The sequence below is a fragment of the Mesobacillus campisalis genome, assembly GCF_000986785.1.
GTDB lineage: Bacteria > Bacillota > Bacilli > Bacillales > Cytobacillaceae > Mesobacillus_B > Mesobacillus_B campisalis.
On sequence record NZ_LAYY01000001.1, the window covers coordinates 273,333 to 297,849 of the forward strand.

Genomic DNA, 24,517 nt, shown 5'->3' on the forward strand with positions numbered 1-24,517 from the left:
TCACCAAATCCGGTGAAAAAATTCACCACTCCAGGTAGATAAACAAAAATCCGGTGAAATTTATCACCGGATTTCTAGATTCCCAGCTTTTTAATTTTCTTCACTAGCGTAGAATGGTCCACCTCCAAATGCTTGGCTGCCTCCCGAATCGAACTGTAGCGTTTTAAGGCGAGTTTAATCATTTCCCTTTCTGTCATTTCCCTCAATTGCTTCAAGGGAATAATCTCTCCTTCTGATTTTGTCATGTTGTTTCCAGCCATTTCTTTTGGCAAGTCATTCAGCTGAATTTCTACCGTTTCCGAAAGGATGACCAATTGTTCCATCGTATTTTCCAATTGGCGGACATTGCCGGGCCATGAGTATTCGCATAACATTCGTTCTGCTTCCTTTGAAAGCTTTTTGTTTACGGAGTACTTTTCACTGTATTTTTTTAAAAAATGCTGACTTAACGAAGGGATATCTTCCTTGCGTTCTCTAAGCGGAGGGATACTGATTGGGATGACATTTAACCTGTAATATAAATCTTCCCTAAAATTACCTTGCTCTACCAGCACCTGCAGGTCACGATTTGTAGCCGCTAAAAACCGGACATCAAGCTTCTTTGGAGTTGTTCCTCCTACCCTTGTTATTTCTTTTGACTGGATGACCCTAAGTAGCTTTACCTGCAGGTTTAAAGGCATTTCACCAATTTCGTCCAAAAGGACACTCCCGCCATTCGCAACTTCCAATAATCCCGGCTTTGCACTTACTGCTCCGGTAAATGCCCCTTTTTCGTATCCAAAAAGTTCTGCCTCCATTAATGACTCAGGAATAGCCCCACAGTTTATTTGAATAAAGGGTCCATTCCTTCTGTCACTTACTTTATGGATCGTTTTGGAAATGACTTCTTTGCCAACACCCGATTCTCCTGAAATAAGCAGGATGGCTTCTGTTTTCGCAACCTTCGAAACTTTTTCCTTTAGAGCCTTTGTCTTGTAGGAATTTCCAATCCAGTCCTCTGTTTTTAATAATTGGGCACGCAGCTGCTGAAGCTCGGAATAATTGATATTAAGCAGATTATGGTGCTCCTTATGTAATTCATTCAACGCTGACAACTCACGATAATTCGACACATAGCATACAATCTGGCCTGAATCGTCGAAAACCGGTTTACTGGTTATGAATATTTCGGCCCCTGTTGATAATTTCTGTGAAATGGTTAGCGGATCTTTTTTTAAAACCTTCATCGATTGCTTAATGATGATTCCGACATCTTCCATTTCCTTCGGGGTCCTTCCGACAATTTCATCGGTGGAAATCCCTGATATGTTTTCTACTGCCTGATTAGCATAAAAAATCCTGCCTGATGGATCCGCTAATAAAAAACCTTCATAGGACTGTTCCACTGCTTGCACCAAAAACTCCTGTTTTGCTGGTGACACCGCTATAGAAGTCAATTTTACACATCCTTTCAAAGCTTGGGCACGTTCTCTTGAAGCAAAGGAATGTACCTTTTGCTCTCTTCAAAATATCCCCCAAGAAAGAAGGAATATTTTAATCCAAACCTACTTGTAAATTTGAATTCCGTTACTCAGAAAAAATCGATTGATAATAAAATGAAACCCTCCTTGCCTTCTCTAATTTCTCTCTAAAGTGATGGTAGTAGTTTCCTGCACATATATTGGCAATGTTAATAATGTTCACTTGATTCCACTGTTTTGGTTTTCAATCAAACTAATCTATGTACTTAATTGTATCATATTTTAATAATATTCTGACACTAATTATAGTGTGGTCGTATCCAGGAAGCAAAGGGACTCCCTGCGTTCCTTCCCGATTTCGGTTCTTGTAAAAAAGGTATTCCCTGTTGACGCTAAATTAAGAATCATCTTCTTAACTTTCATTCTAGGACTAGCATAAAATCAGCCATTAATCCAACTACTCGTATTATTTTCTACCTTTCTTTCAAGTTTTTCGTCTTTAACCTAGTACTGACATTCCCCCACTTACTCGCCACGCCACAGCACAAAAAAAGAAAGGTCATGCCATTACAAAAATGACCTAACCTTCCCTCATCCTTACCAGGCCGCTACTGCGCCATCGGCTCTGGGCTCTGTTCCACCAAACAATACACCGCTTTCCAGATCGCGCCAAATGATCTGGCCTCTTCCGAAGCTGATGCCATCGACGGCGACTTCGATTTGGTGCCCTTTTCGGACCAACGCCTGGGCAATTGACGATGGGAATTCCGGCTCGACTCGAATCTTCTTGCCCTCAATCCACTGCCATCTTGGCGTATCAAGTGCAGCTTGTGGATTCAAGTGGAAATCCACTGTATTCATGATGACCTGCGCATGGCCCTGCGGCTGCATGTAACCTCCCATGACGCCGAACGGACCGACTGCTTCCCCATTCTTTGTCAGGAAACCAGGGATAATCGTATGATACGTGCGCTTTCCCCCCTCTAGTTTATTTTCATGAGTTGGGTCTAAGGAGAAGTCATGACCGCGGTTCTGCAATCCAATCCCGGTACCTGGAACGACAATCCCGGATCCAAATCCCATATAGTTACTTTGAATAAAGGACACCATATTACCCTCGCCATCGGCAGTAGCTAAATAGACTGTTCCGCCGCCTGGTGGGATTCCTGGTTCTGGCGTGAGCGCGACATCGCTAATTAACGCTCTGCGCTCATCCGCGTATGTATCTGACAATAACCCTTCGATGTTAACCGTCATCTTGTCAATATCGGTCACATATTTTTTCGCATCTACAAACGCCAGCTTCATCGCTTCAATTTGTTTATGGTAACGATCCACCGATTCCATCTCAGGGAATTCATAGCCCTTTAACACATTCAGCGCGAGCAAGGCGACAATCCCTTGGCCATTTGGCGGGATTTCCCAGACATCATAGCCGCGATAGTTTACCTTGATCGGCTGAACCCATTCTGGCTGGTAGGCCGCTAAGTCCTCGTTTGTTAAAAATCCATTGTATTGCTCAGCATGAGCGGTGATTTTCTCGGCAAGCTCTCCACGGTAGAAGCTTTCTCCATTTGATTCCGCGATCGAGCGAAGCGTACTCGCATGACCCGGAGAACGCCAAATTTCGCCAGCTTGTGGCACTTTTCCTTCCGGAGCAAATGTCTCAAACCAGCCAGCAAATTCGTCTCCTTTAAGCACTTCTTTAAAGTTATTAAAGGCACGGTTCCACAGTTGCGCAACCGTCGGGCTCACTGGATAGCCGTTCTCCGCATAGTCAATCGCCTGCTTGAGCACCTCTGTTAGTGGCAGCTTCCCGAAACGCTTCGACAATTCCGCCCAAGCTCGTGGTGCACCTGGTACGGTAACAGGCGTCCAACCATATTTCGGCATCTTGTCATGCCCTAGCTCTTTTACCGCATCGATTGAAATGCCTTTTGGTGACCGTCCACTCGAATTAAGACCGTGTAGCTCACCCTTGACCCACACGAGGGCAAATGCGTCTCCCCCAATTCCGTTGGACGTTGGCTCAAGCATCGTTAAAGCCGCAGCCGTTGCGATGGCCGCATCAACCGCATTGCCGCCATTTTTCAAGATTTGCAGGCCTGCTTCGGCCGCAAGCGGCTGTGTCGTTGCCACCATGCCATTTCTCCCCATTACCGACGTACGCTTTGAACGATATGGATGATGCAAAAAATGTTCGTTGTTCATAATCCAGCTCCCCTTTGCTTCATTTATAAGTACGGGGGCAAAGTCACGATTTGCCCCATAAAATTCAAACGTAATGACAAGCCGCTTTGTGTACTCTATTGAGGTCTCTGAACTCGGGAGCCTCGGCCTTACACTTGTCGGTTGCCAGTGGGCAGCGCGAATGGAAGCGGCAGCCACTTGGAATATCCAAAGGACTTGGCACATCTCCTTTTAGCACAACCCGCTCCTTCTTCGCTTGACTAGAGACATCCGGGATCGCGGAAAATAAGGCTTTCGTATAAGGATGCTGCGGGTTCGAGTACATCTCATGCTTATCAGCAAGCTCAACCATCTTCCCCAGGTACATCACCCCAACACGATCACTAATATGTTTGACGACCGACAAATCATGCGAAATAAAAATATAGGTTAGTTGATATTTTTGTTTTAATTTCTGAAGTAAGTTCAGCACTTGCGCCTGAACGGAAACATCCAGTGCTGAAACGGCTTCATCGCAAATGATTAACTTCGGCCGTACGGCCAAAGCGCGGGCGATGCTGATCCGCTGTCTTTGCCCTCCGCTGAACTCATGAGGATAGCGCCAGTAATGCTCGGCACGAAGACCGACATCCTGGAGGAGCTTCTGAACATAGTTAAGCTCTTTTTCCTTTGGAACGATTTTATGGACGTGCACGATTTCGCTTAACATCGCGCCCACGGTCATCCGCTGATTCAACGAACCGAACGGGTCCTGGAAGATAATCTGGATATCCTTGCGCAGATCTCTGATTTCCTTCTTGGAGAGCTTGCTAATATCCTGCCCTTCAAATAATACCTCTCCGCCCGTTGGTGCCTGCAATTGAAGGATGGCTCGACCCATTGTCGATTTCCCACAGCCGGATTCGCCTACGATTCCGAGGGTTTCTCCCTTTTTAACGGAAAACGAGATATCATCAACGGCTTTTACCTCCTGCTTCTCGCGGCTGAAAAGTCCGGGTTTGCCGACAGGAAAGTATTTTTTCAATGACCTAACTTCCAATAAGCTGACTTGCGGCTGCTGTTTCTCGCATGCCTGCATCGATCAATCCCTCCTTCTCCACTATTTCCCAACATTCGGTATACTTCCAGCAATGCACCTGATGACCCGCTTCGCCACTGATCATTGGCGGTACTTCATTAAAACAAGCATTTGTCGCATATGGACATCTCGTTGAAAATCGACAGCCCTTTGGCATTTCGTCAGGCGATGGCACCGACCCTTTGATAATCGGTAGCTCGTCCTGTTCCTCGTTCAGCTTTGGAATCGATTCAATAAGCCCCTGTGTGTACGGGTGCTGTGGATTCGCGAACAAGGTTTTCACGTCGCTATACTCAACAACCTTGCCGGCATACATGACCAGTACCTTATCAGCAATTTCTGATACGACGCCCAAATCATGGGTAATCATGATAATCGACATATGCAATTCCGTTTTTAACTTGTTCATCAATTCAAGAATCTGCGCCTGAATCGTCACGTCCAGGGCGGTTGTTGGCTCATCGGCAATGAGCAGTTTCGGATTGCAGGAGAGCGCCATTGCGATCATCACCCGTTGACGCATCCCGCCGCTTAGCTCATGTGGGTATTGATGAATTCGTTTATCTGGAGAGGGAATCCCAACTAGCTTCAGCATGTCGATCGCCTTCTCCTCGGCCTGCTTCTTAGACAATTTTTGATGGAGTACGATTGATTCCGAGATTTGCCATCCTATTTTATGAACCGGATTTAAAGAAGTCATTGGCTCCTGGAAAATCATCGAAATCTCATTGCCGCGAATCTTGCTCATTTGCTTCTCGTTCAATCCTGTTAAGTCCTGCCCATCAAACAGGATTTCTCCCTCACTGACCTTCCCTGTTTTCGGCAGCAAGCCCATGATGGACAACGAGGTTAAGCTTTTCCCGCAGCCGGACTCCCCTACGATACAGAGCGTTTCTCCTTTTTTTACCGAAAAGTTGATCCCATCGATGATCTTTGTAAAGGATTTTTTATTCTGAAATCCAACATGAAGATTCTTTACTGCTAATTGGTCCTTGCTGCTCATTCGCTACACCAGCCTTTCCCAGTTGAATTGGTTTATTTTAATTTTGGGTCAAGCATGTCACGGACGCCATCGCCAAATAAGTTAATTGAAATAACTGTTAAGAAGATAAAAATGCCCGGAGCAATCGCAATCCAAGGTGCATCCGCTAAATACCCTTGCCCGGCTGAAAGCATCGCGCCCCAGCTCGGCGTTGGCGGCTGAGTCCCGAGTCCAAGATAGCTTAGAGACGCTTCGGAAATGATGGCCGAGGCAATTGCCAGTGTCGCCTGCACCATCATTGGTGCTAATGTGTTCGGAAAAATATGAACCAAGATAACGCGCCAGTCTCTAAGACCGGAAGCTTTGGCCGCTTCAACGTATTCTCGTTCGCGATGTGCTAAAACTTCGGCTCGAACGAGGCGGATGAAGTTCGGCGTCAATACAATCCCGATTGCGATCATCGCGTTTTCTAACCCCGCTCCAAGTACAGCTGCCAAGGCAAGTGCTAGGACCAAGGACGGGAACGATAGCAATGCATCGGTAATCCTCATGATGATCTCATCGAGGAAGCCGCGGTAATAACCAGCGATCAAACCAACTGGAATCCCAACGCCAAGGGCAATTGCAACGGAAATTAATCCGGCCTGCAAACTGACCCTTGCTCCGAAAATGACCCGGCTAAAAATATCGCGGCCAATTTCATCGGTGCCCATCCAGTGCTCTGCACTTGGGCTATTCATGATTTTCGTATAGTCCTGTGCCCCCGGATCATATGGGGCAACCGCCGGTGCAAACAAGGCGGAGCCGATTAATAGGACAATGAAAAATCCGGCAACGACAGCGAGCTTATTTTGCAAAAAGCGCTTCAACATCCCCATGTACATTGTCGCTCGAGGACTTTGAACCTTTACCTCTTTAATCGTTGCTTCCTGCAGCTGTGCCATTATTTTGCACCCCCTGAAAGCTTAATTCGTGGATCTAGGACAGAGTACAGCATATCGACTGTAAAATTGATAAATACCACAGCAAATGCCATAAACATAACGGCTCCTTGAACCACTGGGAAGTCACGAGTCAAAATCGAGTTGACAACAAGCTGGCCTAAGCCTGGTACCGCAAAAATCGTCTCCGTAATGACCGCTCCACCTAAAAACGAACCAACCTGCAGTCCACTAACGGTAATAACCGGAATCATGGCATTACGCAGGGCGTGTTTAAAAATAACCCCTTTTTCACGCAATCCTTTTGCATAGCCAGTACGGATATATTCGGATTGGAGAACCTCTAATAAGCTTGAACGCAGCATCCGCGTTAATTCAGCGGATAAGCGAATTCCAACGGTGATCGCCGGTAAAATCATCAGCATCAGGCTGCGCATTGGGTCCTGCCAAAACGGCGTATAGCCTGAAGGCGGGAACCAGCCTAAGCCAATTGAAAAGATGAAGATTAATAGAATCCCGAGGAAAAATGGCGGGATCGAAACGCCTGATAGGGCAAACAAGGTGCTTGAGTAATCCCAAAGTGTTCCCTTTCGGCTGGCACTAATAATTCCTGCTGGTAAAGCAATAAGGATTGCAACGAAAAAGGAGATGACCGTCAATTGCAGCGTAACAGGAATCTTCTGCTTCAATATCTCGGTCACCGCTGTGTTATCGATATAGGAACGACCAAGGTCCCCTTGGATGACATTCGAAATCCAATTAAAATATTGCACATATAACGGGTCATTCAAGCCCATTTCAATCCGTAATTTTTCGACTGCCTCCGGGGAAGCCTCCTGGCCTAGCTTCAGCAAAGCCGGATCTCCGGGTAATACATTGACTAATGAAAAGATAATGACACTCACAATAAATAAAATCACGACCATTAGGCCCAATCTTCGCAGGATAAAAGAAACCACTGTTACACCCCCAATATTGAATAGAATCAATTATGACAGTCAGACGTCATACTTGATTCAGTTGTTCTTTTACTCAAATGAAACGGTTTCTGTTCGAACCATCATATCTGGAATTGCCTTAAAGCCGACAACATTCTTCTTCATCGCTTTGTAGTCGCGCTCATGGTACAAGAAGATGTATGGTGCATCATCCCAAATGATTTTGGAAGCTTCCTTGTACATTTCAGCACGGGCAGCTTGATCACTCGTTGTGCGCGCCTCGTCGATTAGCTCATCCACTTTCGGATTGGAATAATTCGTATAGTTGTTCGAAGCATCTGTGTACATGAAACGGTGAATATTGCCATCTGGGTCGGTACGCCCGCTCCAGCCGTTGCGCACCGCTTGGAAATCACCAGTATCAAGTTGGTCAAGCAATGTTCCGAATTCAACCATCTCGATTTTAACGGTCATGCCCACTTCACTCAGCATCGCTTGAATCATTTGCGCCATTTGTTCTTCCTCAGGATTCGGGCTGATTTTTAACGTAAAGTTCACATCCGTCACACCAGCATCAGCGAGAATCTGCTTTGCTTTTTCAACATCCGCTTTTGGCTGTTCAAAATCTGGCGCTGCCCAGCTGATTGGTGAAAAGGCACTCACCCCGATGGAGACGCCATTATGGAAGACTACTTGTGCAATGGCTGAACGGTCAATCGCATAGTTGATAGCCTGACGAACTGCTTTATTGTCAAAAGGAGCAACCTCCGTATTCAAGTGAATTCCCTGGAATCCTAGGGAATCCTGATCAAGCAATGTGATATTCGGGTCATTTTTTAATTTCTCAATGTCTTTGTAAGCAATTTTATTTAAGATATCCAAATCACCAGATAATAGATTTGTTACACGAACGGTACTGTCAGGGAACGGACGAATCGTGACCTTCTCAATCGCCGGCTCGCCTCTCCAGTAATCTTCAAATCTCGTTAATTCAATATGGCTTTGTGATACACGATTTTCAAACTTATACGGGCCTGTCCCAACCGGCTTATTGGCAAAGTCATCGCCAAGCTCCTCAATCGCCTTCGGTGAAACCATCATTCCTGCCCGGTCTGTCAGTACCGATAAAAATGGAGCAAATGGTTCGGATAATTTGATTTCTACCTTGTATTCCTCAAGAACGTTTACCTCAGAGATTAAGCCAACCTCTGAAGATCTTGGTGAGCTAAGCTCTGGATTTAGCATTCTTTCAAAGTTAAACTTTACCGCTTCCGCATTGAACGATGTTCCATCATGGAAAAGCACACCCTCTTGAAGGTCAAACGTATAAGTTAAGCCATCTTCAGAAATCTTCCAATCTGTTGCTAGCTCTGGAATATACTCTAAATTCTCATCAATTTCGATTAGTTTATTAAATAAGCTCTGGAACACCTGGCGATCAACTGCTGCTGATGACATATGCGGGTCAAGCTGTGGTGGATCAGCATCCAAGCCAATCACTAATTCATCCTTAGCGACCGGCGGCTTGCTCTCTGCCGCTCCTCCAATTGCCTCTGTGTTTGTCTCACTTCCTCCAGAACAAGCAGCCATGATCATTGATAACACCAGCAATAGAACTAATAGCAATCTCTTTTTCACCTTTGTGTTCCTCCTTGTTTTATATGTAAGATTTATTCACTTGTTTTTGTGCATGCATATAGCGGTTGGTCACCTCAAGGAGATGTTCCCTCATGACCGCTTTCGCCTGCAGTTTATTTCTTGTTTTAATGGCTTGATAAATTTCCTGATGATACTGGAGGCTCTTCTCCTTGTTTTCCACCTTCAGTAAATCCTGCTTGAAGGAATGCAGCAGGTCGGCCAAAAAATGATAGACCCTGATGAAGACGCTATTCCTTGTCGCTAGCACAATCGATTTATGAAACAGCTCATCCGCTTCGATTGTCGGTTTCTCCTGTTCAATCGCAAGGATATGTTTTGTGATCGCTTGCTCCATCACCTTAAGCTCTTGATCGGTTGCCTTGAGAGCAGCGAGACCAGCCGACTCGACCTCAAGCATCAAACGGAATTCAAGCAAATCCCCTGAAATTTCCGTGTCAAGCAGCACAGACAGAACATAGGAATCGACGAGATTGGTAAAGTCCGTCTTCTTCACGAAGACCCCAATTCCCATGCGCTTCTCCACCACATCCATATCCACCAATGTGTTCAGTGCCTCTCTTAAGGAAGAACGCCCCACATTGAGAATTTGCATCAGCTCCCGCTCAGACGGTAGCTTGTCCCCTATTTGATAGTTTTCAAGCTTAATCTGCTCCAGCAAATACTCAGTTACCATCGTGCTCACCTTCTTCGCCAAACCCTCCCCCCTCTCCATTCACCTAGTCCGACACGTCTTACCTGTCTGATATGCCCTTTACTTTAGCACAGTTATTTTTTAATTATCAGAAAAATGTAATGAAACCTGACATGGTTTTTTGAGGAATGAGGAGCGAGGAAGCTCGGTACGTACCCTTAGCCCCTTCAAAACGAGTAAATTCTATTGATGCAAGAAAGGAGCACAAGGTACTTCACTTTGTTTAACTGAAAAGAGGGTAATCCTGGGAAGAGTATTTGTAATAACGACAACCTTCATCCGAACTTAACGAATGCAACATAAACAAAAAAAGCATGGGTATGTCCCATGCTTTCTAAGTAAACCGCTTCATTGAAAATGAAATCAAAATCAAATTCCGTTTTCCCTCTGTGATAAGTTGGCAAAGAATTTCGCCTGTCGCAACAGGACTTTCTTATAGGTATTTGTATATATGAAGTAAGGGATGATCTCTAATAAAATCCTGTATCAGGATTTTAGGATTGCCACAGGAACCGCCTACTGACTTCACAATACCTGGGAGTTATCCTTAAAAAGTCCTTTCATCCAATTGCGGTCAGAGATAGGTAATAAATCCATTACTTGTGATGCAACTTGTTCGTAGTCTTCATCACTTTTTGCCTTTCCATAGTTAAACCAATGGTCAGTATTGTCTTTCATATTTTCACTCAGTCTATAGCGGTCATTTACATCATAGGCCGTTAGTTTGTTTGGCGGTATTCCTTCTCCCCAGCTCATCGTTACTCCTTCCGGGGAACAGACGGCCAGCTCTACTACAAAAGACCCGCCGTAACGATTGAATTGAAAGGTAATTAAGTCGATGTTGTCTTCATTTTGTCTTCTAAAGTGTGGAAAAGATCCTTTAAAACCATGTTCTCTTAAATAAGGAATAATAATCTTTTTTAAGGCATTTGTCATAGCAGGACGACCATTTGAAGTCATGAACAATACTACCCTCCGATATTTAATTGATTATGTATTGAACTCACTCGTAAGGCTGTAAATCTGCCCACTTCAACCAAACCGCTTCATCGAAAATGGATTCAAATCAAATTCCGTTTTTCCTTCTGTGATGAGCTGACAAAGAATTTCTCCTACAACACTGCTAAACTTAAATCCATGCCCCGAAAATCCGCATGCAAGAAAGACATTCTGGAAGTTTGGGTGCTGATCGATAATAAAATCCTCATCGGGAGTGTTGGTGTAGGTGCATGTCTTCCCAATTCTGTGTTCCAGTTCACCTGAGAAGTACTTTACTGCAAAGCCCGATACATCGCCTTTATCCTCGATGTAACTTCCGAAATCTGCTAAACCCTCTTCCTGGGTTAAGTGCTGTCCCCCATCATGGCGGCCAATTTTGACGCCAGCTTCTTCGATACTTGGGAAACCATAAAATAATTCGTTTTGAAGCTCGAAAGCAAAGGCCGGAAAATGGCTGGAATGATACAAACCTTCATCACATTCAAACCATGAGAACGTCTTTCTCACCGGCTGCAATGGAAGGTCAATTCCTAATGAAGGCAGGAGCTTGGGTGTTCCTTTCCCTGCGGTGACAATTAAGGAATCGCTGGTATAGTTCCCTGCTTCCGTCTCGACATAGACCCTGTCCTCTTCCGCTGTTACACCTTTTACCTTTGTATTCACTTTTAGATGCGCACCGTTTTCGATCGCAAGCTCGCGATAAACTTCTATACACGCCTCACTAAATAACACACCGGAGTTGTTTTCGTAGCAGCCAATCATCTCCTCGGGTACGGAAAAGCCTTCCCATCTGTGATTGATTTCAGAAGAACTTAGTTTTTCAACAGGCAGGGAATGACGCTCAGCACTTTTCAGGATATTATGTATGAAGGCAGATTCAGGTACCCCTACATTTAACACACCTGTTTGCAAAAACAGTTTTTTGTCCGTTAGATTCTGCAGTTCCAGCCATAGCTCCTGAGCCCTTAAGGCCAAAGCCACGTACTCCTCCCCTTCCCCGTACGCATGCCGGATAATCCGGGTTTCACCGTGGTGGGACCCTTCAGAGTGTGGCGGATTATGTGAATCTAGTAATAAAACCTTTTTTCCGCTTTTGGATAAATAATAGCCTGCGGACATCCCCATTGAACCAGCCCCTATGATGATGACATCATAATGCATATGGCTCACTCCCCCTCCTAAATCAGTTCTCTTTCTCACTAACCTTGTCTTTCTTGGTAATATAAAGCATTCCAGGTATGATCAGCACAGATACAATTAATAAAACAATTGCAATCGAATTTTTATTTCCATCATTTACCCCGGAGGTAAACATAAGGCCATAAAGACTCGAAGCAAGGATGTTCCCGATAAATCTTGATGTCTGCAGCAAACCTGAAGCTATCCCGCTTTGTTCTTTTGTCACCATCGCATAAAGTGAATTTTGTGTACCAATGGTCAATGCACCATTACTAACTCCAATAATGGCCAAAACAATAAAGATCCATATAAGATTCGAAGTTTGATTAAACGCAAATAAAAGCCCGACCCCCAGGATCCCTATCGCAGCCCCACATAATAATGGAATTCTAAATCCCACTTTTTCAATCCAGCGTGTCGCGATAGGTGTCATCATCATGGCAAACATCGAAATGGAAAGCATCATCAGACCTGCGCTTTTAGAGTCAAGCATGATGACCTTTTGTAAATATGTAGGCATTGAGAGAATCAAAGCGAAAAACACAAGTGTTATCAGGATATATTGAAGATAAACAAACGAGATTTTAGGATTCTTCGTTAAAAAAACGACGTTTATAAATGGGTCCCTTTTCTTCTTTTCATAGAAATAAAATAACAGTGTAGTTACAATCGACAAGATGAATGTCCATAGATTAAAATCGTTTTCCAATGACTGTAAAAAGACCATCCAGCAAGTCATGAGCATACCGAATAAAACAATACCGATGAAATCCCATACATACGGTGTACCGGCAATTCTTGAATCATTCGGGATAAAGACCAAAGTTAATATCGCAGAAGCTATTATAATAGGAAGATTTACGTAAAAAATAACCGGCCACCCGGCATACTCAATCAATAACCCGCTGATGGTTGGTCCAAATGCTGCCGAGGTAGTGGCAAAAACGGCCAATGTGGCGATGACCCTATTTTGGTTTTTATCAATAAACGTTCGGACAATTCCGATTCCAGCCGGAAAAAGAGCGGAAGTGCCAATGGCTTGTATCGTTCTCATTCCCAGTAAAAACATCATGCTGGAGGAAAGCGGCGCTAATATGGAAGAAATAGAGACAAGCAGCAATCCTATTAGATAGATTTTTTTCCGGCCATAATGATCGCTTAATTTGCCGGCCAGAGGCATAAAAATGGCACTTACAATAAAATAGGAAGAAATCAGCCAGGCAATATCCTTGGATGTAAGCTGAAAATCATTTTGTATCGCTGGCAAAGCCACGGTAATCATGGTTGTGTTTAATGGATTTAAGATAACCCCCAACACAATAGCCGCAATTAACAATCCCGGCTTTTTAACCAAACTCCCGTTATCTGTTACTGACATTACATTTCCTTCTTTCTAATTATACGAATGGTACTAATAGTTGATAATTATATCAGACTTTGGGATTCCATACACTGATACAAAAGCGGCAGGCACCACCCAGCTTCTGGATGGTGCCTGCCGCTAGTTTCTTACATTTCATAGCAATTATTTTTCAAGCAGGGCTTTGATTTTTATTAAGTCTTTCATGTTTGCTCTTCTCATCATAGTTGGCATGATAAGGGACATGATTTTATTGAATCCTTTTGGGTTACCTTTATTCCGCAACCTCATTACAGTATGATTTTCATCGATAGCTTGCCATGTATAGATTGTTTCCATTGGAAAGGGACCATTTGCTGTTTTCATCACTAATTTCTTCTCAGGAATCAATTCAACAATTTCATACACATATGCAAGTTCGCGGCCAAGGAATTTGGCTTTAAAAGCAATTTGGGACCCGAGCTTGAGGGGCTTTGGCGTCTTCCATTCTACTGACTGTATATTTACATACCATTCAGGTGCATTATCAGGATTTGCTGCATACTCTGAGACTTGTGAAACAGGGCGGTTTATTGTGATTTCCGTTACTACATCTACCATCATATTCTCCTCTTTTATATCGTTTCTACGTAATTTTTAAGTAAGGTTCCAAGTAGGTATTGCCAGCCCTTGGAGTGCTCTTCTTCCCACTGCTCTTGAATAACCCCGGAGGCTGTATGGGAAAGTTGGAGCAGGGTTCCTCCCTCTTTCTCCAGGAGACGATACGTATAGGCACTGTTTACCGCACCTTGCATACCAAGATGGCCGTGCAACCGGATTTCTTCAGGTGCATTTACATAATATACATTTCCCCAGACCGCCCCTTCTTTTTCACTCCATTTTTCGATGAATTGTCCGCCTGGAACGGGATCAAAAGTAAAACGGGATTGTACACCTTTTGGAGCTAAACGAAATTCCCACCAATCTTCTACCTGTTCAGTTAGTGCTGTAAAAACTTTCTCGCGTGGTGCTTCGATAAATATTTCCTGTTCAATACGAAAACCCTTTGAAGATTCCATATTTTTATTTCCTCCCTTTTCCTGTACAGCCTTCCGTAAATTTAACAGCGAACTCGCGGTGGATTGCATGTATTTTCCTACCCAGCGGTTATACATTTCCTGAAGAGGAACGGCATTAAGAAAGTTTCTTTTATATTTTCCTTCACGCCGTACCACGACCAAATTCCCTTCCTGTAAAATCTTTAAGTGTTTCATAATGGCATACCTAGTGACATCCGGAAAAAGGTCAGTCAATTCTCCCGTTGTTCTTGGTGATACCTTGAGAATATCAAGAATTTCCCTTCGGGTCGGATGTCCCAATGCTTTAAAAACGGTGGATAGTTCTTCGCCCATGCCCTCGACCCTTTCTTTAATAGTAAACAACATGTGACAAAAGGGTAACATGTTGTTTATTACTGGTCAAGTTAACAAAAAATGAAATGCTGATTATAAGCCTAATAACATAAAAAGTGCCTGCTTACCCCGGGGTTTGTCGTTGACATCTTGGACATATACCCGGTGGTGGCAGGCACTATATTGGATCTTTTTCAAAAAAAGGAAAAGTAAAGGGCACTAAATCATGCTTTCATTTGCCGGTTGTTTTCCACTACCTCTTGAAGCTTTCTTCCAGTTCATCAATCAGCTTGCCAACATGCCTGACAGCCTGGCTGATGGCATCGGGCTTGGACATATCCACCCCAGCCTTTTTAATAAGGTCAAGCGGCTTGAGTGTTCCTCCTGCTTTCAATACCTCCAGCCACCTGTCCACCGCTGGCTTGCCTTCTTCAAGGATGTGCTGGGATACGATTGTGGAGACCGTCAGCCCCGCCGAATACGTATACGGATATAAGCCCATATAGTAATGAGGCTGGTGCATCCACGTCAATCCCGCCCCCTCATCCATTTCAAGGGAGTCACCCCAGAAGTTTTTCAGAGCCTCCAGCTTTTGTTCGGACAACACGTCCGCCGTCAAAGGTTCCCCTTTCTCTGCCAGCTTATAAACCCTCCGCTGGAGCTCTCCCTCAAGCAGGTGGGTAACGAAATTATGATAATAGGTGCCCAGCTGCTGCAATATCACCCACCTCCTTGTTCGGCTATCCTTTGTGCTGGACAGCAAATGACTGCCAAGAAGCATTTCGTTCATGGTCGACGGTGCTTCAATAAAGTACCTTGATGGACGTGTATTGGTCATTCTTTGATTCTTCCCGGCCAAATAAAAATGTCCTGCATGGCCGAGTTCGTGCGCCAGTGTGAATGCCCCCCTCATTGTGTCCGGCCAGGTCATCAGGATATAGGGGTGCGCTCCGTAAGGGCTGGAGCAAAATGCTCCTGTACTTTTGCCAATATTATCCGCGTAATCAACCCATCTCTCAGATAACGCTCTTTTGATCATATCGGAGTATTCCGGCCCCATGATTTCAAGGGCATCCCGGACGGTTTCTGCTGCTTCCTCATAGCTCGTTTCCAGCTTGAAGTCCGGGTCAAGCGGGGCCTTTATGTCTGCATAGGTCATCTTTTCCAACCCTAAAATACGCTTTTTCAAGTTTGCGTACCGCCTCATATGCGGAGCCAATTCCGCCTGGAGGACATCGAGCTGATTATGATACATCTCATGAGTCACCTGCTGGTCATGAAGCAGCATATCCGTTACAGAGTCATAATTTCGTAAACGGGCCATTGTTACTTCATGATTGACCTGCGCGGCATATGTTGCCGCAAAAGTATGCTTATATTGACTCAATGTCTTATTAAAGGACTCATAGGCATTTCTGCGAACCTCTGCAGATGGAGACGAACTGTATTTGCCTGCATATAAGGCGAAAGAAAGCGCCCGCTCCGCTTTTTCATCATCGATAAAAGAATCGAATTGCATATCAGACAGTTTTCCACGGTTATAAATAGTGTACGGCGCACTGAAGAGGGACCCTAGAGAAGCCAGCACCTCCTCTGTTTCTTCACTAAGTGAATAATGCTTTCGCTCCTGAAGGTCATTTAAATATTTTTTAAAGGATTGGAGACCACGCTCCTCCTCCATAAACTGCTCTAGTGTTTCTCTTGAAAGTTTGATAATTTCAGTTTCAACAAATGACAGTTCCGCATTCACCAATGATTGTGCATCCGTAGCAATGGCCGCATCCTTTTGCCTTTCCGAATCGGTGTGGTCGACCGTCTGTCGAAGATTTGCATACATGAAAACCAGGTTGAAGCGTTCAAGCAGCTTTTCCTTCTTTTCAAGACACTGCAATAACTCGCCTGCACTGTTTCCAAGCTTGCCTTTATACTTTGTAACCTCCGGTAAGTCCGCTTTTACAGCATCCAATTCTTTTTTCCACTCATCCCTGGTCTTAAAAAGGTCGCTTAAGTCCCATTTCTGTTTTACCTCAATATCCTTTCTTTTGACGCGATTACTTGTCTTGTTTGTCAATGAAATTCCTCCTTTTATCACGTTTCATCAAATTCCCTCGGTCTTTACTGCTATACCACAACAAGGGTACTATAACCTTTCTCAACCATTCTTAATAATTAGCTTCTTGAGCGGCAATAAAAAACAGGCATGAATCCATGCCTGTTCTTCCACTTCTGTTTCTCACATTATTCTGTCTGTGGTTAAGAGTAAACGAGACCAAAACAAAGTGTACGTATCCCTACACGAAAAAAAGACAGTTCGATATCTGCATTTCTTCACGCAACAAATGAATCTTTCCCATTGAAGGTTATTAAAAATGTGCAGACGACTCCCTTTTACTCTGCAGTGTTAAGAATAGTGTTTATTCATTTCATATTGAATTGCTTTTATAGCCTCTTCCATCATCTCGGCATTGTTCCTTTTTATACCGTCCAATAAAAGCATTACATTATCGGCAGTAAGAAAATACGATACCTTTTTTAGCTTATACTGAATGTTATCTTCCTTTCTTCTTTCCATAACTTTTGTTGTGAATTCTTTTCCACACTCTTCCAGCAAATATATATATTCATAATCAGAATCACCTATCCTCATATCACCAAAATCGATGATTCCAGTAAGTTCCTGCTTCTTTTTATCAAATAATAGGTGGTCCAGTGATAAATCAGAATGAAGGAGGTTGGATGTATATAAGAAATGATTTTTATTTTCTAAGAATGACGTGAATCTGATAGAAATATATGCTTGCATTTCTTTATTAATTTTCGGGAAAACCTTTTCCTGTACCTCTTGAAATATTTCCAAATAATCTTGATAAAAGTTACTTTCTTGGATATTGAGTTCCTTCGCCTTCTCAACATTAAATGATTGTATTTCATTTATAAATTCTGCAATTTGATCGGCAATTCTGTTCTTTATTTCTACTGATAATGAATGGAATAGCTGTTCATTCATTGGCTCTCCAGGTAATATTCTGTAACCGGCAAAAGGATAGCCATTATCTTGTTTACCACAATAAATAAATTCAGGGATGTTTAAAGTAATATGTTTCTTTAAAAGCGGGAGCACCCTTTTTTCTTTTTCTGTATCGAAGGCTCCTTGTTTTTCTTTTGGAAATCTAAATACGAACTTTTGATTAATCAAATAGGTCCGGTTCATCATACCTTCACCAAGTTTAGCTATATGATCAATTTTTACGTCTTCAAAATTTTTAATCGTTTCTTTAACCCAGCTAAACTCAGCATTCCCGGTCAGACTGTCCATCATATTTTTGCTCCTCCTAGAATAGGTTTGAATGAATTTTATCATTGTATGTGTATTGAAGCTCGGCCATTCCTTTCCTTAGGGGCGGATGTCCCAATGCTTAAAAAGTGGTGGATTGTTCTTTGCCCATTCCATTAACCCTTTCTTTAATGATAAATAACAGGTGACAAAATGGCAGTAAGTTAATTATTACGGTCAAGTTAACCAAACCAAAACGAAAAGCTGCTAAAAAGCCTCATATAAAAAAATGCCTGCCGCCACCCATAATTTGTCGAGGACAAAACCCGGGTGGTGACAGGCACCGCTTACAAAATACTTTAATTAATTTGTTTGGTTAACCAACTTTCTGTTCAACCTTGCCAGACTTTGCTTTCTTTTCAGCAATACTTGCCTGGATTTCTTCCATTTTCGCAGCATCCAGCTCATAGCGGCTCATAATTAAACCTGAGATTGTTAATGCCAGAGCAGGAATACCAAATGCCAGAATAATGGTTACTACTTTAAGTTCAGGTGTTAACGCATCCGTAACGGTTGGGAATGCATCTTTAAATCCGATTAGGGCTACTGCGAAACCAACGATAGCTGGTGCTAAGGACGTGATTAGTTTGTCAATGAAAGAGAATAATGTTCCAATCATTCCTGGCACGTATCTTCCGGAAGTGGAAGTTTCATAATCCGATACATCGGCAATCATTGGGTTTACAAGAGTTGACGGTACCTGTCCAAAGCCCATTGCAACCGTATACAAAACGATGAAAAGAATAGTGGCGATTCCCAAGTTGCTCATGGAGATGGCTGAACCATCAATCATCAAGAACATTCCAATTAATGAGACGAAAGCACCTAGCGCAATCCAGGTTGAGAATAAGAAAGCCTTCTTCATGCCTGTTTTTCTAGCTTTTGCTACGGCCCAGAATGTGATCAATAATGTTGGGACGATGGTAATCATCGAAATGGTACCACTTAGTGCATAGTCTCCGATTAAGATACCAAATAACATAACCATAACAACAGCGTGACGCAGAAGTGAGAATGCTAGTTTGTCAACGGTTACAGCAGTGATCAGCTTTAATAATGGTTTATTCTTTTTCAAGATAGGCCAGAAATCACGGAATTTCGTTTCAACTGTTTCCTCAGCCAAGCCGAAGTATTCCTTCTTATCCTTGCTTGATAGTCCAATTACAGCTAATACAGTGAATACGGCCGAGAGAATGATTGCAAGAGTGTTCAACTCTGTAAACAGCCCCATATTGAAGTCGCCATGTTTCTTGATTAGATAAGACGCGACATAAACCTGTCCACCAGTGAAAAGCAATGTGTTGTAGATTCCATCAAATACAGCAAACAAAGGACGTTGTTTCGGGTCATTCGTCAAAACAGTTTGTGCTGCTTTTGTAACAGAAGTTTGGCATGTATAACCGATAATATGAATGGCGTAAATCAGGATAAAGAAAATCAATCTAACAGATTCAGGTAATAAGTGTGTCACATTGTATAAGACAATGATTGTGCCTGCCAGGGTGATATTTCCGATCACCATGAATGGCCGGAATTTTCCGAACTTCCCTTCTGTCTTATCCACCATAAACCCTACAATTGGATCTGTGATTCCATCAAAGATCCTCATGCTCATTAAGACTGTACTAACCACAACAACAGCGAGACCAGCAATTCCGGCTGCGTAATATGATACAAACATTAGAATGAACATATACAGGTTTGTTGCCGTATTATTCAGTGCAAAGAAACCAATTTCCCATAGTTTCGCCTTGTTGTATTGCTGGCTATTGATAGCATTTGTTGACATATCATCTTACCCCCTCAGTGATAAACCGCTTTCAAAATGATCATTGCTTTTTCTACAAAACAAACGATTAAGAGGCTTTCAAACTATCTCATTGGATAGTTTATAATTTGTTTGGCCAACAAATTAATTTGTTAGCTTTATAATAAATGTAAACGCTTTTTTATACAAGCTTTTTTTTATTTAAATTTTAAAACTTTTTTCTCCCCTAACTCCTTAAAGCACCCTCAGTCAATTTTTCTCTAGAAAGATGCATTTCCGTTGAGCCGGTTTGGCTATTATCTGGTATAATTAGATGACCTACTTAACGAACTAATTTATTGAAAGCCTTTACATTTGAATTTCATATTTTTATTTGACGTGTTTTTTCAGCCAAATTGATTGATATAAAGGAGCAAGCAAAATGGTCACAGGGGACAGTGCATATATTAAAAAGATAAACAGGGGTTTGTTATTACAAAAAATCATTGAACATGGTTTTATATCAAGAGCTGATTTATCAAAGATTACAGGACTGAACAAAGCAACCGTCTCGGTCCAGGTCGCTGATTTGCTGCATGAACAATTAATCTGTGAAACTCAATTGGAGCATCATTCAGTCGGCAGAAGGCCGATCGCGCTCACCATCAATGAGGACGCGGGTTATGTATTGGGAATCGATCTGGATTATAAATCGATTATTTACACCATTTTAAATCTAAAAGGAAAACCGGTTTATGAAAAGGAAGAAACATTGGATAGTGAAGATTATGATCTTATTATTCAAGCGATCATTACCAGGATTAAAGAATTTCAGCTTCAATATTCACACCTTCCGTACGGTATTGTGAATGCTGTAATTGGAATCCATGGAACAGTAAAAAAACAGGACGGAAGCATCCGTTTCAACCCAAGATATAGGTGGCTCCAAAAAAATATCAAGGAAGATTTGCAAAAGGAATTAACCATCCCGTTATTTATTGAAAACAATGCGAATTTATCTGCCTATGCTGAAAGGGTGTATAAACACCATCATAGCAGTAACCTGCTTACCCTTATTCTGACTTCCGGGATCGGATCGGGGATTATTATTGAGGGGGACTTGCAAAGAGGCTTTCACGGATACGCAGGAGAAATGGGCCATATGATCATCTATCCGAATGGCGAACCATGCCGTTGCGGAAACCATGGCTGCTGGGAGCTCTATGCTTCAGAGCCAAGGTTAATAAGGAAATTAGAGGCAGAACTTCAGGTAACGGACTTGACGATTCCAACCATCCAGGAATACCTGGAAAAAGATCACATCATTGTGAAAAGTTATATGGACCGCTATCTGCAATATATCGCAATCGGCCTCAACAATATCATTAACTTATACAATCCCGAAACCATCGTCATCAATAGCCAGCTATTAAAGATTTATCCAGGGTCTATACAGAAACTGAAGGGACACCTAATCTCTTCCGTCAGTGAATACGGAGAACTGGTTCTCTCCGACCTTGGGAACCGTTCCTGTGTGCTAGGTGCCTGCGCCATGGGAATCCAGCATTTCCTGGACGTTGAGGAAATCCAATTATCCATTCCTGAAAAACAACATGATACAGCCGAAAGCCCTGTCTGTTTCTGACAGGGCTTTTTTATAGACTCTCTTTTGATTCCGATAATCTTGTTATTAACTCTTTATAGATATGGAAAAAGGCAAAGTAGTACTCTTTGTATACATATTCATCTGTTTTGTGCGCCATTTTTGTTTCGCCTGGACCAAACATCATGAATGGGAAGTTTTCATCCTTCCCTCGCAATAAATTAGATGCATCCGTCACTCCTGGCGAACCTTTTACCGAAATGTCCAATCCTAAATGTTTTTTACCGAGTTTTTTAGCAAGATCCACCATTTCAGACTGTCCTGAGGTGAATACACTTGGCAATGACATCGTCACTTCAACTTGAATATCAGTGCCTTCTTTATTGTATTTGTCAGTTGTTGTGTTGAATAAGTCAATCACTTCATCGTTATCAAATTCCGGAATCGTCCGCACGTTGATTTCAGCTACTGCTTTTTCCGGAACTGAGTTTACTTGGTTCCCTGCATTAAAAATCGTGGTACTCATCACCAATTTGTCCAGAACTTCATTTTTACGATCATCGCCATTCAATTTTTCATCCATATCCAAAAGATATTTCATCAATGGAACAATCGCGTTGTACCCCTGGTCAGGCATGGAACTGTGTGCGGCTTCACCAATAGAACTTACCCGCAAGTTCAGGGATCCTTTGTGAGAGTATATGATTGTGTCATGGGAAGGTTCAGCTACCCATAGATAATTCACATCATCCATATAGCCTTCTTCGTATAACTTTTTAGAACCTGCGCCGCCGACTTCTTCGCCAGTCGTTGCCATGAAACGGACGGTGCCTTTTTTAAGTTCATTATTTTCCTTGAGTTCAATCATCACTAAAGCAAGATTGATTAAACCTGCCTTCATGTCGTTGGTTCCCCGTCCGTATAATTTTCCGTCTCGTTCTGTCAATGTGAACGGATTGGAAGTCCACTCGCTTTCATCGCCAGGAGAAACGACATCCATATGACCAGAGATGCCAATGACGGGACTTCCGCTTCCAATTTCAGCGACTAAGTTGACGCGAGTGTCAGTAACCGGAACAATTTTGAATTCAATGCCATATTCCGCAAATAAATCCTTCAAGTAATTGGCCACTTCGATTTCGTTTTCATTAACAGATTTAATCGCGATTATGTCAGATAAGATCTTTATCTTTTCTTCTTCTGTAAAATGTTTCATGCCATATCCCTCCAGAATCTTCTGGCCATCCTTGTATCATGCTCCATTTTTGATTCATTTAACATCCGTCAATCCCGCAGCTCATTCCTTCCATTAATATTTGAGGTTTTTGTTTATTCAATTCATCCTTAATGATTTGTTCAAGAGTTTCCTTTGACCGCATCCCGGCAATTTTCGTATCGCCAATCATGAACGTCGGCACGGCCGTTATATTTGCTTCTTCATAAGCATGTTTCAATGCTTTTTGATGGGCCTCTTTGTATCTTCTGGTAGTCAAGGCCTCCCTATACTCCTTTTCATCCAACCCTATTTCACCAGCCAATTTGGTCAGCACATCGATGCTGCCAATATCCTGCTCTTCCTGAAAAAAGGCACGCAGCATGCGGTCATTGTACTCATTGCCTTTACCCTTTTCCTTTGCATATTGATATCCCTCGAAAGCCAGATGAGTATATGGCTGGGGAGAAACGTTCGGGAGGACAATCTCAATCCCCATGTTCTCAGCCATTGGATAAACGGACTGCCTCCAGGTATTTTGCAGGTAATCCCCTTCCGGCTTCAATGTCTCATTCGGATAAGGGCGCAGCTCATAAGGCATCCATTCAATTTCGACATCTTTCCCTTTAATTGCTTCTTCAAGTGGTTTTTCTGCCAAGAAACAAAATGGGCACACATAATCTGAATAGACTATTATCTTTACGGTCATGTTTTTATCCTCCTTGATATCATTAGTTGGGAAACAATATACGTGTTATTTTACCTATTCTATTTAAATAATAGGTATCAGTAAAATAAATTGTTTTTCACGTTGTGCTCTCTTTGGGCGCTCTTCCTGGCCGGCGTTGAAAAAATAAACGGAAACATTCCGTTTAAATTGGGAAATGCCGATATTTCCTTTAAAATAAAGGAAGGTTTTCCGGTTATATGATTCGAATTTTTAAATTTTGTCTTATTTAGAGCAGTTAATCGGAATATCTCCGCTTATATCTGCTTCTAAACTGCATTTTTATAGAATAGGCGGAAATTCTCCGTCTATATGTCTCATGCCTACAGTATTTCATCGACTTCATTGAGAGGTATTGAAATTGAAAGCATGGGGAAAACTTACTTATTCATTAGGAGGGGTAAGATGGTTTGGGATGTGTTGAATGTGATTGGAACCATTGCTTTCGCGATGAGCGGGGCACTGGTTGCGTTGCAGGTTAAATATGACATTATTGGAGCCTATGTTCTGGGATTGATTACTGCATTTGGCGGCGGAGCGATTCGAAACCTTTTTACTGGCATTCCGATCATTGAATTATGGCAGCAGACTACTCTTTTTATCGTTGCACTTATCACCATAACCATTGTCATTCTTTTGCCAAACAAGGCCGTGAAACTGCTGACGAAATGGAGTTTTTTTGACTCAATCGGCTTGTCAGCATTTGCTGTACAAGGGGCTATGTATGCACAATCCATGAATTTGCCATTGTTTGCTGTCATGTTTTCAGCTGCGATAACGGGGGCAGGCGGAGGAATGGTTCGGGATGTCTTGGCCCAGCAAAGGCCAATCGTTTTACGTCAGGAAGTATATCTGCTGTGGGCGATTTTTGCCGGGTTTATCATAGGCATGGATTGGTTAACAGAACCCTATCATTTGTATATTGTTTTTGTTATTACTTTAATCATGCGCGGAATCTCGCACCGATTCAACTGGAGTTTGCCCACCAGGCCGGTTCAAAACCCAAAAGAAGATTTATAACGGCA

General features: G+C 42.7%; 20 protein-coding genes. 2 read left to right on the forward strand and 18 right to left on the reverse strand.

Annotation, left to right across the window (positions count from 1 at the left end; all coding sequences use genetic code 11):
* Window positions 1–74 precede the first annotated feature (74 nt).
* The 16 genes from WQ57_RS01125 to WQ57_RS01200 form a co-directional block, all read right to left on the reverse strand.
* Window positions 75–1,436 (reverse strand): sigma-54 interaction domain-containing protein, encoded by a 1,362-nt coding sequence (locus tag WQ57_RS01125; protein ID WP_162200588.1) that lies wholly within the window; start codon window positions 1,434–1,436, stop codon window positions 75–77.
* Window positions 1,437–2,057: 621 nt separating this feature from the next.
* The gene (locus tag WQ57_RS01130) at window positions 2,058–3,671 is read right to left on the reverse strand and encodes a gamma-glutamyltransferase family protein (RefSeq protein ID WP_046521850.1); all 1,614 of its coding nucleotides are present in this window, start codon (window positions 3,669–3,671) and stop codon (window positions 2,058–2,060) included.
* A gap of 64 nt (window positions 3,672–3,735) precedes the next feature.
* The gene (locus WQ57_RS01135; RefSeq protein WP_046521851.1) at window positions 3,736–4,728 is read right to left on the reverse strand and encodes an ABC transporter ATP-binding protein; all 993 of its coding nucleotides are present in this window, start codon (window positions 4,726–4,728) and stop codon (window positions 3,736–3,738) included.
* Window positions 4,679–5,731: an ABC transporter ATP-binding protein gene (locus WQ57_RS01140; protein WP_046521852.1), complete on the reverse strand. Its 1,053-nt coding sequence runs from the start codon at window positions 5,729–5,731 to the stop codon at window positions 4,679–4,681. Before WQ57_RS01140 ends, WQ57_RS01135 begins: the two co-directional genes overlap by 50 nt.
* Window positions 5,732–5,763: 32 nt before the next feature.
* The gene (locus tag WQ57_RS01145) at window positions 5,764–6,654 is read right to left on the reverse strand and encodes an ABC transporter permease (protein ID WP_173427522.1); all 891 of its coding nucleotides are present in this window, start codon (window positions 6,652–6,654) and stop codon (window positions 5,764–5,766) included.
* Window positions 6,654–7,610 carry a nickel ABC transporter permease gene (gene nikB, locus WQ57_RS01150; protein ID WP_084820106.1) on the reverse strand — a complete coding sequence of 319 codons (957 nt, stop codon included), beginning with the start codon at window positions 7,608–7,610 and terminating at the stop codon, window positions 6,654–6,656. Before nikB ends, WQ57_RS01145 begins: the two co-directional genes overlap by 1 nt.
* A gap of 69 nt (window positions 7,611–7,679) precedes the next feature.
* Window positions 7,680–9,227 carry an ABC transporter substrate-binding protein gene (locus WQ57_RS01155; RefSeq protein ID WP_084820107.1) on the reverse strand — a complete coding sequence of 516 codons (1,548 nt, stop codon included), beginning with the start codon at window positions 9,225–9,227 and terminating at the stop codon, window positions 7,680–7,682.
* A 19-nt stretch (window positions 9,228–9,246) separates the two neighbouring features.
* Window positions 9,247–9,942, reverse strand: coding sequence for a FadR/GntR family transcriptional regulator (locus WQ57_RS01160; protein ID WP_046521853.1), 696 nt, complete (start codon window positions 9,940–9,942; stop codon window positions 9,247–9,249).
* A gap of 522 nt (window positions 9,943–10,464) precedes the next feature.
* A complete protein-coding gene (locus tag WQ57_RS01165) occupies window positions 10,465–10,899 on the reverse strand; it encodes a DUF4304 domain-containing protein (RefSeq protein ID WP_156183022.1) in 435 nt (144 codons plus the stop codon).
* Window positions 10,900–10,971: 72 nt separating this feature from the next.
* Window positions 10,972–12,099, reverse strand: coding sequence for an N-methyl-L-tryptophan oxidase (solA, locus tag WQ57_RS01170; protein ID WP_046521854.1), 1,128 nt, complete (start codon window positions 12,097–12,099; stop codon window positions 10,972–10,974).
* 22 nt (window positions 12,100–12,121) lie between these two features.
* The gene (locus WQ57_RS01175; protein ID WP_046521855.1) at window positions 12,122–13,495 is read right to left on the reverse strand and encodes an MFS transporter; all 1,374 of its coding nucleotides are present in this window, start codon (window positions 13,493–13,495) and stop codon (window positions 12,122–12,124) included.
* A gap of 147 nt (window positions 13,496–13,642) precedes the next feature.
* On the reverse strand, window positions 13,643–14,080 hold the full coding sequence (locus WQ57_RS01180) for an SRPBCC family protein (RefSeq protein ID WP_241481454.1): 438 nt from the start codon (window positions 14,078–14,080) through the stop codon (window positions 13,643–13,645).
* A gap of 11 nt (window positions 14,081–14,091) precedes the next feature.
* The gene (locus tag WQ57_RS01185) at window positions 14,092–14,919 is read right to left on the reverse strand and encodes an SRPBCC domain-containing protein (protein WP_338151882.1); all 828 of its coding nucleotides are present in this window, start codon (window positions 14,917–14,919) and stop codon (window positions 14,092–14,094) included.
* A gap of 202 nt (window positions 14,920–15,121) precedes the next feature.
* Window positions 15,122–16,939, reverse strand: coding sequence for an oligoendopeptidase F (gene pepF / locus WQ57_RS01190; RefSeq protein WP_046521858.1), 1,818 nt, complete (start codon window positions 16,937–16,939; stop codon window positions 15,122–15,124).
* A 330-nt stretch (window positions 16,940–17,269) separates the two neighbouring features.
* A complete protein-coding gene (locus tag WQ57_RS01195; protein ID WP_241481455.1) occupies window positions 17,270–18,187 on the reverse strand; it encodes an aminoglycoside phosphotransferase family protein in 918 nt (305 codons plus the stop codon).
* Window positions 18,188–18,518: 331 nt separating this feature from the next.
* The gene (locus WQ57_RS01200; RefSeq protein ID WP_046521859.1) at window positions 18,519–19,991 is read right to left on the reverse strand and encodes an MFS transporter; all 1,473 of its coding nucleotides are present in this window, start codon (window positions 19,989–19,991) and stop codon (window positions 18,519–18,521) included.
* A 445-nt stretch (window positions 19,992–20,436) separates the two neighbouring features.
* Here WQ57_RS01200 and WQ57_RS01205 point away from each other — a divergent pair, with 445 nt between their 5' ends.
* A complete protein-coding gene (locus WQ57_RS01205) occupies window positions 20,437–21,594 on the forward strand; it encodes an ROK family protein (RefSeq protein ID WP_241481456.1) in 1,158 nt (385 codons plus the stop codon).
* A gap of 10 nt (window positions 21,595–21,604) precedes the next feature.
* Here the strand turns inward: WQ57_RS01205 and WQ57_RS01210 are convergent, their stop codons facing one another.
* Both WQ57_RS01210 and WQ57_RS01215 read right to left on the reverse strand, forming a co-directional pair.
* On the reverse strand, window positions 21,605–22,768 hold the full coding sequence (locus tag WQ57_RS01210) for an ArgE/DapE family deacylase (RefSeq protein WP_046521861.1): 1,164 nt from the start codon (window positions 22,766–22,768) through the stop codon (window positions 21,605–21,607).
* A gap of 58 nt (window positions 22,769–22,826) precedes the next feature.
* A complete protein-coding gene (locus WQ57_RS01215; RefSeq protein ID WP_046521862.1) occupies window positions 22,827–23,474 on the reverse strand; it encodes a DsbA family oxidoreductase in 648 nt (215 codons plus the stop codon).
* A gap of 423 nt (window positions 23,475–23,897) precedes the next feature.
* On the opposite strand from WQ57_RS01215, the gene WQ57_RS01220 reads away from it, so the two are divergent.
* Window positions 23,898–24,512, forward strand: a complete 615-nt coding sequence (locus tag WQ57_RS01220) for a trimeric intracellular cation channel family protein (protein ID WP_046521863.1) — start codon at window positions 23,898–23,900, stop codon at window positions 24,510–24,512.
* The last annotated feature ends 5 nt before the right edge of the window (window positions 24,513–24,517 follow it).

Coding starts and splice junctions, on each gene's coding strand:
- WQ57_RS01130 (WP_046521850.1), bottom strand. CDS start 3,671: ATGAACAACGAACATTTTTTGCATCATCCATATCGTTCAAAGCGTACG.
- WQ57_RS01220 (WP_046521863.1), top strand. CDS start 23,898: ATGGTTTGGGATGTGTTGAATGTGATTGGAACCATTGCTTTCGCGATG.
- WQ57_RS01175 (WP_046521855.1), bottom strand. CDS start 13,495: ATGTCAGTAACAGATAACGGGAGTTTGGTTAAAAAGCCGGGATTGTTA.
- WQ57_RS01195 (WP_241481455.1), bottom strand. CDS start 18,187: ATGATGGACAGTCTGACCGGGAATGCTGAGTTTAGCTGGGTTAAAGAA.
- WQ57_RS01140 (WP_046521852.1), bottom strand. CDS start 5,731: ATGAGCAGCAAGGACCAATTAGCAGTAAAGAATCTTCATGTTGGATTT.
- WQ57_RS01185 (WP_338151882.1), bottom strand. CDS start 14,919: ATGTTACCCTTTTGTCACATGTTGTTTACTATTAAAGAAAGGGTCGAG.
- WQ57_RS01200 (WP_046521859.1), bottom strand. CDS start 19,991: ATGTCAACAAATGCTATCAATAGCCAGCAATACAACAAGGCGAAACTA.
- WQ57_RS01165 (WP_156183022.1), bottom strand. CDS start 10,899: ATGACTTCAAATGGTCGTCCTGCTATGACAAATGCCTTAAAAAAGATT.
- WQ57_RS01180 (WP_241481454.1), bottom strand. CDS start 14,080: ATGATGGTAGATGTAGTAACGGAAATCACAATAAACCGCCCTGTTTCA.
- WQ57_RS01145 (WP_173427522.1), bottom strand. CDS start 6,654: ATGGCACAGCTGCAGGAAGCAACGATTAAAGAGGTAAAGGTTCAAAGT.
- WQ57_RS01210 (WP_046521861.1), bottom strand. CDS start 22,768: ATGAAACATTTTACAGAAGAAGAAAAGATAAAGATCTTATCTGACATA.
- WQ57_RS01215 (WP_046521862.1), bottom strand. CDS start 23,474: ATGACCGTAAAGATAATAGTCTATTCAGATTATGTGTGCCCATTTTGT.
- WQ57_RS01135 (WP_046521851.1), bottom strand. CDS start 4,728: ATGCAGGCATGCGAGAAACAGCAGCCGCAAGTCAGCTTATTGGAAGTT.
- solA (WP_046521854.1), bottom strand. CDS start 12,099: ATGCATTATGATGTCATCATCATAGGGGCTGGTTCAATGGGGATGTCC.